The organism is Aureimonas sp. Leaf324, assembly GCF_001423245.1.
Taxonomy (GTDB): domain Bacteria; phylum Pseudomonadota; class Alphaproteobacteria; order Rhizobiales; family Rhizobiaceae; genus Aureimonas.
This window is the reverse complement of record NZ_LMOH01000011.1, coordinates 26,400-33,917: the sequence shown is the minus strand read 5'-3', so window position 1 is coordinate 33,917 and position 7,518 is coordinate 26,400. Positions and strand designations below refer to the sequence as shown.

Annotated in this window: 7 protein-coding genes; 6 read left to right on the top strand and 1 reads right to left on the bottom strand. The window is 69.6% G+C overall.

Going from position 1 to position 7,518, the window contains the following annotated elements; all coding sequences use genetic code 11:
* Positions 1–1,056, bottom strand: a 1,056-nt coding sequence (locus ASF65_RS07615) for a methyl-accepting chemotaxis protein (RefSeq protein WP_162239464.1), incomplete at its 3' end; no start/stop codon positions are given.
* Positions 1,057–1,360: 304 nt separating this feature from the next.
* Here ASF65_RS07615 and ASF65_RS07610 point away from each other — a divergent pair.
* From ASF65_RS07610 to ASF65_RS07585, 6 genes are all read left to right on the top strand, one after another.
* Positions 1,361–2,293, top strand: a complete 933-nt coding sequence (locus ASF65_RS07610; RefSeq protein ID WP_055887485.1) for a LysR family transcriptional regulator — start codon at positions 1,361–1,363, stop codon at positions 2,291–2,293.
* 73 nt (positions 2,294–2,366) lie between these two features.
* Positions 2,367–3,614: a CoA transferase gene (locus tag ASF65_RS07605; protein WP_055887476.1), complete on the top strand. Its 1,248-nt coding sequence runs from the start codon at positions 2,367–2,369 to the stop codon at positions 3,612–3,614.
* The gene (locus tag ASF65_RS07600) at positions 3,611–4,540 is read left to right on the top strand and encodes a hydroxymethylglutaryl-CoA lyase (protein ID WP_055887473.1); all 930 of its coding nucleotides are present in this window, start codon (positions 3,611–3,613) and stop codon (positions 4,538–4,540) included. Before ASF65_RS07605 ends, ASF65_RS07600 begins: the two co-directional genes overlap by 4 nt.
* Positions 4,541–4,706: 166 nt before the next feature.
* Complete coding sequence (locus tag ASF65_RS07595) at positions 4,707–5,567, top strand: ABC transporter ATP-binding protein (RefSeq protein WP_082505256.1); 861 nt, start codon at positions 4,707–4,709, stop codon at positions 5,565–5,567.
* The gene (locus tag ASF65_RS07590; RefSeq protein WP_055887470.1) at positions 5,564–6,352 is read left to right on the top strand and encodes an ABC transporter permease; all 789 of its coding nucleotides are present in this window, start codon (positions 5,564–5,566) and stop codon (positions 6,350–6,352) included. Before ASF65_RS07595 ends, ASF65_RS07590 begins: the two co-directional genes overlap by 4 nt.
* A 46-nt stretch (positions 6,353–6,398) precedes the next feature.
* Positions 6,399–7,439, top strand: a complete 1,041-nt coding sequence (locus tag ASF65_RS07585; protein WP_055887466.1) for an ABC transporter substrate-binding protein — start codon at positions 6,399–6,401, stop codon at positions 7,437–7,439.
* The last annotated feature ends 79 nt before the right edge of the window (positions 7,440–7,518 follow it).

Here is a 7,518-nt window from a genome sequence, read left to right as displayed (position 1 = left end):
CATTGCGCCGACCGCCGAGACCACCTGGCCGATCGTCGTCTCCAGCTGCACGACGGCGCGGTTGAACTCGGCGCGGATCGGCTCGAACTCGGGCGCCACAGCCTCACCCATGCGCACCGTCAGGTCGCCCGCCGACAGGCGCGCGAAGCTCGTCTCGACGAGGCCGACAAAGGCGCGAAGGTCCTCGGCCTTCGCATGGTCGAGAGCCGACTGGCGCTCGCGCTGCTCGGCCTGGCCCCGCCGGGCGGCGTCGGCCTCGGTGGAAAGGCGCGCCTTCTCGAGCGCCGCCTGCTTGAAGACCTCGACGGTGCGAGCCATGGCGCCCACTTCGTCACCCCGCTCGACACCGGTAACCTCGACCTCAAGATCTCCTTCGGCCAGCCGGTTCATCTGGTCTCGAAGGCGCTGAAGGGGATGCGTGATGCCCTTCGAGGCCATCAGGCCTGCGCCGATCATGCCGATCAGCAGTCCGGCCAGCGACAGCCCCATCGTCGCGTAGATGGTGGACCAGGTCTGGGCGGACGCGCTCGCCGAGAGCGCGGCGGTGTCGCTCAGCATCTGGTCGCGCAGGGTCTGGTAGCGCTTGACGAAATCGGCGACCGTCACGTCCATGTCCGCCAGAACGGCTCGGCTCTCGTCGTTGCGGTCCTGCAGGCCGAGAGCGTTGGCCGCCTTGCCCTTGGTCGCGATCTCCGTCGCGCCGGACGCCATCTCGGCCAAGGCCGGAGCATAGACGGGAAGGCTCGTCCCGATCTCGTCGAGGAGCTGGCGTGTGGCCTGCATCTTGTCGTCGAAGTTCGCGGCCGCCGATTGGGCTTCGGCACTCTGCCCGTCGTAGGCAAGCACCTTGTAGGCCGAATAGGCGGCGTCGCTGACATTTCGCCCGGCCCTTGTCAGCTTGACGGCCGCGGGGTCGTTGACGGTGACGAGATGCGTGTAGTCGTGATCGATCGTGTCCATCTGGACCGCGCTGTAGGCTGCGAGCCCAAGCCCGATCAGGCTGACGGCTGCGATCGACAGGGTGAACTTCCGAAAGATCGTCAGATTTTGCAGCATGGGGCGAACGACCTCCGAACGACGACGCGTCATTGTGATCGGATTACCGAAGGTTTGTTGACACTCCGCTAAGCGATCTCCCTGGCCGATTTGCGTGCGCGGTGCGGCGCCCCCTGCTCGCCGGGCGACGGCGCGACGCGCCGACAGGCGGGGCGCTTCCGTCGAACGGTTGCGAGCGGCGTGCCTTCTGCCGGGACGGAGAAGATCCACGGGCGGCCGCCATGCGATCCCGTTCTCCGATCGAAAAGGCCGTTGTCGGCGAAGGATGGTTGCCCTCGAGGCCCCGCGCGACGCACAAGACCCCATGATGACATCCTCGCTCGCGCGCCGTATCGATCTCGTCACCCTTCAGCTCTTCGTGGCAGTATGCGAGGAGGAGCATCTGACGCGGGCGGCCGAGCGCGCCGGGATCGCCCCGTCCGCCCTGTCCAAGCGCCTTGCGGAACTCGAGGCGACGCTCGGCACCGAACTCTTCCAGCGCCATGCCCGCGGCATGAGCCCGACGGCATCGGGCGACACCCTTCTGCACCACGCACGCTCGATCCTGCGCTCGGTCGACAAGATGGGCGCCGAACTCGCCGACCACGCGCAGGGGCTGCTCGGGCATGTGAGGATTCTCGCCAACATCTCTTCGATCGTGCAATTCCTGCCCGACGACCTGTCGGACTTCTACCGCGCCAACGCCCGCGTGCGCATCGAGCTCGAAGAGCGCACCAGCTACGCCGTGGTGAAGGGGATCGAGGAGGGCGTCGGCGACATCGGGCTCTGCGTCTCCAGCGTCGACAGCCGCGACCTTGCGGCCGCCCCCTACCGGCGCGACCGGCTGGTGCTGGCGGTGCGGCGCGACCATCCGCTGGCGGGCCGCGAGCGCGTCGGGTTCGTCGATACGCTCGACTACGAGCATATCGGCCTCCATCAGGACAGCGCGATCTACCGCCGATCCGCGGTGGAGGCCGCGCACGCCGCGCGCGACGTCAAGCTGCGTATCCATGTGCCGGGCTTCGACGCGGTGCTGCGTATGGTGGAAAGCGGGCTCGGCGTCGGCCTCATCCCGGACCGGGCCTTCGCGGTGGTGGCGCGCGGCATGGACCTCGTCGCGATCCCGCTGACGGACCGCTGGGCGCGTCGCGAATTGAAACTCGTGTCGCGCGATCCCGCCGCCCTGCCGGAGGCGACGCGTCTCCTGCGCGAGCATCTCCTTCGCCCCGAGGGTTCGCCGCCCGCGAACGAGGGTTGACCGGAGACGACTGGACCCCTTACCCCCTCCCGCCCTTCAATCGCTGCCGACGGCGTCGCGGCGGGAGGCGGGCATGGACACCTGGAAGGAAGCGGCAACGGCAGCCAAGCCGGCCCGGGGCCCGCTCGCGGGCCTGCGCATCCTCGAGCTCGGCCATTTCGTGGCGGCCCCCTTCGCCACGCGCCTCCTCGCCGATCTCGGCGCCGACGTCGTGAAGATCGAGCCGCCCGGCGGCGATCCGGTGCGGCAGTGGGGCGAGCAGGCCAACGGCCGGTCGCCCTGGTGGTCGATGCACGCGCGCAACAAGCGCTGCATCGCGCTCGACCTCAAGCATCCCGGCGCGCGTGCCGTGGTGCTGCGTCTGGCGAGCGGTGCCGACGCCCTCGTCGAGAACTTCCGGCCGGGCCAGCTCGACAAGCTGGGACTGTCCGAAGCTGCGCTGCGCGAGGCGCGCCCCGGCCTCGTGATCTCGCGCATTTCCGGCTTCGGACAGGACGGCCCCTATCGCGACCGCGCCTCGTTCGGCGTGATCGGCGAGGCGATGGGGGGCCTGCGCTACCTCACCAACCATCCGCCGGAGGACACCGACCTGCCGCCCTCGCGCGTCGGCATCTCGATCGGCGATTCGATCGCCGGGCTCTATGCCGCGTTCGGCGTGATGGCGGCGCTGTGGCAGCGCGACCGCGCCGGCGGCGCGCCGGGACCGTTCACGCTCGACGTGGCGCTGACCGAGGCGATGCTGTCGATGATGGAGGGCACATTGCCCGAATACGGCGTCTTCGGCACCATCCGCGAGCCGCAGGGCTCGCGCATCAAGACCGCCGCGCCGACCAACGCCTATCCGACGCGCGACGGGAAGTGGCTCCTGATCGCGGCGAACTCCGACCCGCTGTTCCGCCGCCTCGCACGCGTGATCGGGCGACCGGACCTCGCCGACGACCCGGACTTTGCCGCCAATCCCGGCCGCTTGCGCAACGTCGCCAGGCTCGACGCGATCATCGCGGACTGGTCGCGCGGCTTCGACGCGGCGGAGGCCGACCGCATCCTCACGCAGGCCGACATCCCCTCCACCCTCTGCTTCAACGCGGCCGACATCGCTGCCGACCCGCAGTATCGCGCACGCGGCATGGTGCAGGAGCTCGACGACCCGCAGATCGGCCGCGTGCTCCATGCCGGCATCGTGCCGCATGTGCCGGAGGCGCCGGGCGCGATCCGCTGGACCGGCCCCGCGATCGGCGCCCATACCGACGAGATCCTCGGCGAAGCGGGCTTCGACGAGGCCGAGATCGGGCGGCTTCGCGAGGAAGGGGTCGTGCGATGAACCCTCTCGATCGCCGCACCGACGTCGAGATCGTCGAGGTCGCCCCGCGCGACGGCTTCCAGCCGATCGGGCCCCTCATCGAGACCGTCACCAAGATCGACGTCGTGCGCCGCCTCCATGCGGCGGGCCTGCGCCGGATCGAGATCGGCTCCTTCGTCAGCGCATCGGCGGTGCCTCAGATGGCCGACACGCCGGCGGTGCTGGACGGGGTGCGCGGCGAGGCTGGCCTCCTGCCGCAGCTCCTCGTGCCGACCGAACGGCGGGGCGCAGACGCGCTGGCGGCCGGTGCGCCGATGGTGGCCTACGTCCTGTCGGTGTCGGAGGCGCACAACCGCAACAACGTGCGCCGCACGCCCGCCGAATCCGCCGCCGACTACGAGCGCTTCGCGTCGAGCGTGCCGGCCGAGACGCCCCTGCGCCTCAGCCTCGCCACCACGTTCGACTGCCCGTTCGACGGCCGCGTCGAGCCGGCGGATGTGATGGCCCTTCTGGAGCGCCTGGTTCCCGCGCGTCCCGACGCCGAGATTTGCCTGTGCGACACGACGGGACGCGCCGTGCCCGATCAGGTGCGCCGCATGTTCGGCGAGGCGATGGCGCGGTTTCCGGACGTGCGGCACTGGGCGATGCACGGGCACGACACCTACGGGCTCGGCCTTGCCAACGTCTTCGCCGCCTACGAGGAGGGCGTGCGGGTGTTCGATGCGGCGGCCGGCGGCCTCGGCGGCTGCCCCTTCGCGCCGGGCGCGACCGGCAACACGGCGAGCGAGGACGTCGTCTGGATGTTCGAGCGCATGGGCGTCTCCACCGGCATCGACATCGAGGCGCTGCGGGGGGTCGCCGAAGACGTCGCGCGCCTGCCGGGCGCGCAGGCCGGCGGGCGCGTCCGGGACGCCCTTCGCTCTCAGCCGGAACGCTGCGGAGTTTGAGCGTTCGCGAATGGGAAACAAGTGTTGCGGCCTAACGCATGTTATGCGGCCGAGGGGATCATCTAGTCTTGAAGACCAACGACGTCGGGAGGACGCCGATGACAACGAACGAAGCGCCGGGCGCCGGAAGACGACGGGCGCCGTCTTCGCGCCGAGGCAGGCCATCATGCTGACCGCGGTGCAGCCGGGCCCGGCCGCGCCGCCGCATGTCGCCCCCGCGGCCGCGCAGGCGATCGGCCTGTCGGGCGTCGAGATCGCCTTCCGCCTCGCCGATGGCGGCCGTTTCGAGGCCGTGGCCCCGACCGATCTCGTGGTGCGCGAGGGCGAATTCGTCGCCGTCGTGGGACCGACGGGCTGCGGCAAGTCCACGCTGCTCAACGCGGCGGCCGGCCTTCTGAAACCCTCGGCCGGCAGCGTGCGCATCTTCGGCGAGGACCTGTCCGGCCTCAACCGCAAGGCCGGATACCTGTTCCAGCAGGATTCGCTGATGCCGTGGAAGACGGTGCTCGACAACGTGTCGATCCCGCTCACCATCGCCGGCACCGGCAAGCGCGAGGCTGAGGAGCGGGCCCGGGAATGGCTGGCGCGCGTCGGCCTTTCGGCTTTCGCCGACCGCTATCCGCACATGCTCTCCGGGGGCCAGCGCAAGCGCGTCGGCCTGGCGCAGGTCCTCATCCGCAACCCGCGCATCCTCCTGATGGACGAGCCCTTCGGTCCGCTCGACGCCCAGACCCGCATCATCATGGGGGGCCTCCTTCTCGACCTGTGGTCGGCCGAGCGCAAGGCGGTGATGTTCGTCACCCACGATCTGGAAGAAGCGATCGCCCTGTCGGACCGCGTGGTGATCATGTCGGCCGGCCCGCGCGCGCGCATCATCGGCGACTACGTCATCCCGATCGCGCGCCCGCGCGAGATCGCCGACGTACGCCTCGACCCGCTCTTCCACGATATCCATCGCGAGATCTGGAACGCCCTCAAGGAAGAGGTCGTGAAGGGCTATCGCCAGACCAACGGGCTGACCGCATGACGAGGCCGGTTCTCCTCCTTCTCCAGGTGTCCGTCGCGGTGGTCGTGCTGGTGGTCTGGCACCTGTTCACGGCGACGAGCCTGTTCGGCAATCCGGCGAACGCGAAGTTCTTCTTCGCCACCCCGATCGACGTCGGCGAGCGGATCGTCGCGTGGTTCGTGTCGGGCTCGATCTGGTATCACCTCGGCATCACGCTTGCCGAATCCATGCTGGCCTTCGCGATCGGCTCGCTCGGCGGCGTCGCGATCGGCTTCTGGTTCGCCCGCAAGCCGCTGCTCGCGATGGTCTTCGACCCCTACGTCAAGGCGGCGAACGCCCTGCCCCGCGTGGTGCTGGCGCCGATCTTCGCCTTGTGGCTGGGGCTCGGCATCTGGTCCAAGGTGGCGCTCGGCGTGACGCTCGTGTTCTTCATCGTCTTCTTCAACGTCTATCAGGGCGTGAAGGAGGTGAACCAGACGGTCCTCTCCAACGCCCGCATGCTCGGCATGACCGAACGCCAGCTCTTGCGCCACGTCTACCTGCCGTCGGCGCTCAGCTGGATGTTCTCCTCGCTGCACACGGCCGTCGGCTTCGCCGTCGTCGGCGCGGTGGTCGGCGAGTATCTCGGCTCCTCGGCGGGGCTCGGCTATCTCATCCAGCAGGCGGAAGGCGTCTTCGACGTCACCGGCGTCTTTGCCGGCATGTTCGTCCTCATGGCCTTCGTGCTGGTGATCGACGCCGTGGTCACGCTGGTCGAGGACCGCCTTCTGGTCTGGCGCCCGCAGGCGCAGGTCGCGGCCGCCTGACCCTTCGACGACATCCTCAAACCGGCCTTGGGAGGGGCCTTTTCCCATGAAACGCAGAGACTTCCTCATGGCCGGCGGCAGCCTTGCCGCACTCGCTGCCCTGTCCGCCCGCTTGCCCGCCTTCGCACAAGGCTCGGCCGCCGCGATCGAGAAGCCGTCGCTGACGCTCGGCGTCGGCGGCAAGCCGCTCCTCTACTACCTGCCGCTGACCATCGCCGAGCGACAGGGCTTCTTCGAAGAGGAGGGCCTCAGCGTCGCGATCAACGATTTCGGCGGCGGGGCGAAGTCGCTGCAGGCGCTGGTCGGCGGGTCGGTCGACGTCGTGGCCGGCGCCTACGAGCACACGCTGCGCATGCAGCACCGCGGCCAGGACATCCGCGCCGTCGCCGATCTGGGGCGCTTCCCCGGCATCACCATCGCGGTGCGCTCAGGGCTGAAGGACGAGATCAAGACGATCGCCGATCTCAAGGGCCGTGCCATGGGCGTCACCGCGCCCGGCTCCTCCACGGCGCTGATGCTGCAATACGCGCTGGTGAAGGCCGGTCTGAAGCCGGACGACGTGTCGCTCGTCGGCATCGGCGGCGGCACCAGCGCCGTGGCGGCGGTCAAGCGCGGCGAGATCGCCGGCCTGTCGCACCTCGACCCGGTGACCTCGCGCCTCGAGGTGGACGGCGACATCGTGCCCCTGATCGACACCCGCACCGAGGAGGGCACGCGCCAGCTCTTCGGCGGCACCAACCCGGCGGCCACCGTCTACCTGCGACACGACTTCGTGGAAGCCAATCCGGTGACGACGCAGCGCATCGTCAACGCGTTCCTCAAGTCGCTCGCCTGGCTGCAGACCGCCACGCCCGACCAGGTCGCCGACGCGGTGCCGGAGGACTATCTCTTCGGCGACCGCGAGTTCTACAAGACCGCCTTCGAGAAGGCGCGGCCGATGTATTCGCCGGACGGCGTCATCACCGAGGACGGCTTCCAGTCGATGCTGTCGATGCTCAAGACGCTGGAGCCGGACGAGTTCGCCAGCGCCGACATCACCTTCGCGCAGACCTTCGACCCGCGCTTCGTCGCGGCCGCCAAGGGCTGACGCGAAAGCACCCGGACGGCTCGTCGGGCCTTTGCCCTTCCGCCCTGCGACCGGCGCCCCTCGATGCGCCGGTCGTCCC

Excerpts from the sequence above, each read along its gene's own strand:
- ASF65_RS07600 (WP_055887473.1), top strand. The coding sequence starts at position 3,611 with ATGAACCCTCTCGATCGCCGCACCGACGTCGAGATCGTCGAGGTCGCC.
- ASF65_RS07595 (WP_082505256.1), top strand. The coding sequence starts at position 4,707 with ATGCTGACCGCGGTGCAGCCGGGCCCGGCCGCGCCGCCGCATGTCGCC.
- ASF65_RS07610 (WP_055887485.1), top strand. The coding sequence starts at position 1,361 with ATGATGACATCCTCGCTCGCGCGCCGTATCGATCTCGTCACCCTTCAG.
- ASF65_RS07605 (WP_055887476.1), top strand. The coding sequence starts at position 2,367 with ATGGACACCTGGAAGGAAGCGGCAACGGCAGCCAAGCCGGCCCGGGGC.
- ASF65_RS07590 (WP_055887470.1), top strand. The coding sequence starts at position 5,564 with ATGACGAGGCCGGTTCTCCTCCTTCTCCAGGTGTCCGTCGCGGTGGTC.
- ASF65_RS07585 (WP_055887466.1), top strand. The coding sequence starts at position 6,399 with ATGAAACGCAGAGACTTCCTCATGGCCGGCGGCAGCCTTGCCGCACTC.